Annotated in this window: 1 protein-coding gene; it reads left to right on the forward strand. The window is 37.6% G+C overall.

What is annotated here, in order from left to right:
• A partial coding sequence (locus CQA62_RS06665; RefSeq protein WP_115585142.1) for an autotransporter outer membrane beta-barrel domain-containing protein occupies positions 1-2847 on the forward strand: 2847 nt, incomplete at its 5' end.
• Positions 2848-2893: the final 46 nt, after the last annotated feature.

Below are 2893 nucleotides of genomic sequence, written 5' to 3' on the forward strand. Positions count from 1 at the left end.
ATTACAGCCAACAATGGTGCTAGCATCACAGGAGACATCATTAGCTCAAATCATGGTAGAAATAATATCTACATCAAAGGAACTCTTGGCACTGCTTCTACTCCTTTACCTTTTGAAGATTCTTCTGACCTCTCAACTCTTGCCTCACTCAATGGTAATATCATTACAAATGGTGGAGAGAATTCAATTGTCTTTGATAATGCATTCTGGTTGCCTGCTCAGCTTATTACCTCACCTTCTGCACCAAGCACTAGAGAAGCTACTAATACTGGAACACTCACTACCACTAGTGGTGTAAGCAACATTGTTCTTCGTCAAGGGAGTAGCAATCCTTTAAATAGTGCAACAGGAATATTTGGGGTGAATGCTACTGGAGGAGTGAGCAATATTGTTATGGATGCTAATAGCAGTGCAAATGCTCTTAATCTTGCTGCTAAGATTAATTATGATCAAGGAGCTCAAGTCAATCTGCTTTTCTCTTCTGCAAATAACCTTAATCAAGCTTCAAGTTCTAGCACTGCTAGAGGTGAGAGTAGAGAGAGTGTTACTGATGATTTTACAAGCCCTAATGTTACAGACATTACAAAAGGACAAGTGCTAGGAGTTACTTATTACAATGGATTAAAACTCAGTATTGCAGATAAAACTCTTGAGTATGGTAATGAAAATAAAAGTGTAGTCAGAACCTTTGGGGATCTTTATAGAAATGCTGATGGCTCTTTACTCACTTTAACAACTAAACGAACTGTAGATGCTGATAGTGCAGAAGTGAGTGGATTGCTTATTGGAGATGTGACTTCTTTGCAACTCAAACCAACTACAACTAGAGCGGATGCCTCATCTTCTAAAACCTACTCTTTAGTCCTTAATGAAAATTCTGCTCTTGTTGGAAGTGTTACTTTAGAGGGAGCTGATGTTATCACTAGAGATCCTTCTACTCCTAGCAATGTTATAAAACTCAATTTAGAGATGAAAGACTTCTCTAAACTTATCATCTCAGAGAATAAAAGTCTCCTCAACACACTCACTCTTAATACAACTTCTAAAAGTCAAATTGATATGCAAGCACTTAGCCTTGATACTCTAGCCCAACAAGCTACAATCATTGACCTAGCGACTAATGGTGGGAGTAAGAATAATGTCAATAGAGATACTCCTTCCTTTAGAGCTTTAGTGATTGGTTCAAAGACTGCAAACACAGATACTGGATGGGTAGTAAACAATACTTCTAACCAAGATCCAAAATCCAAATGGCTCTATATAGGCTATGTAGATGCTCATGCTGATCAAAGCCAAGCGAGTTTGGGTGGAGTAAAAGTTAATAGTAATACTAGAGACTCTTCTACGCAGACAGCCAAAGCCTATGCAGATAGACTAGTTGTGCTCAATGCTGGAGATAATAGCAAACAAGTTGAGGGTGAGCTTTATGTGCAACTTGCTTATAGCTCAAATACTCATCTTAATGATATCCGCTATAGTGAGGGGGGAACTGAGAAAGAAGGCAATATTGCAGTAGTTACAGTAAAAAAGATTAGCTCTAGTAATGGGGCTAATACTCCATTAGAGAATCAAGGAGTGCTTGCTGTTAAATCCACAATTTATCAACAAGGCTTTGGGATTATTTCAAGCACACTTAAAGCTGTAGAGACTGATGAGAGTGGTAAGACTTCTGCTTCAAGTAAAGATTACATCACTTACTTTGTCTCTAATGCTGGAAGTTATGGCGTTGTTAATTCTATTGCACAAACTGCAGCCTCTAGCTTTGCAACAAGTCTTGATATCTTTGTGGCAAACTTCAATTCTTTAAATAAGAGAATGGGAGAGCTAAGAGATAATAATGGAGCTCAAGGAGCTTGGGGAAGAATCTTTGGTGGATCACTAAGCAGTGACTTTGGAGTAGGAAGTAAAACAGGCTATGTCACAGTGCAAGCTGGATATGATTATGCCTTTGGAGTAGGAAATGGAGCAAGTAATTATCTAGGAGCTTCTCTTGCTTATAGCCACTCAAGCTCAAAAACAAATAATCTAACCAATCAATATACAGGTGTAACTGAAGGATTGCTAGGAGGAAAACTTACAAGTAATCTTGTAGAGATTGGGATCTATAATGCTTATGTGCAAGATAGTGGTTGGTATAATGACACAATCTTTAAATTTGACTACATCAGCAATAGCTTCACTCTTGATGGAACTGCAAGTGGGCATAGTGTCTCTACAAACAACTTTGGAGTTATCCTAAGTGATGAGTTTGGATATCGATTTAAACTAGGAGCTAAGCAAGAATGGTATATTGATCCACAAGCTGAACTCTCATTTGGCTATGTCAATGCTTCTTCTTATATCCAAAATGCAGGGGATAATAGACTAGAGGCAAAAGCAAAAGCTCTCATCAATCTTAAAGGTAGATTTGGAGCTAGCTTTGGCTATGACTTTAAGAACTTTACTGAAGGTAAAAATATTCAAGCCAAGGCTTATGTGGGAATCTTTGCTGAGAGTGATTATGTCAATGGTGGAGATGTCACATTGACTGAGAACTTTGGTGGAATAGCTTCACTGCAAAGCTCTATTAAAAGTGATACTAGAGCAGTGATGAATCTTGGAACTAATATAGAGATTAAAGACAATACTCGAATCTACTTTGACTTTGAGAAAAGCTTTGGAGGTAAAATTAATACAGAGTATCAAATCAATGCGGGTGTAAGATATAGCTTTGGTGAGAAAATTAACTATGCTCCTGAAGTAAGCAAAAGCTCTGCTCCTCTTAAAGTAGAGAGTAAGGAAGAAACTCAAAAGAGTGAGAGTAAAGAGCAAGAGAGTGCTCAAAGTAAAGAAGAGCAAAAGCAGTAAGGAATAAAGGAATAAAGGAATAAGTAATAAAGGAATAAGTAATAAA

The organism is Helicobacter cholecystus (genome assembly GCF_003364215.1).
Lineage (GTDB): Bacteria > Campylobacterota > Campylobacteria > Campylobacterales > Helicobacteraceae > Helicobacter_G > Helicobacter_G cholecystus.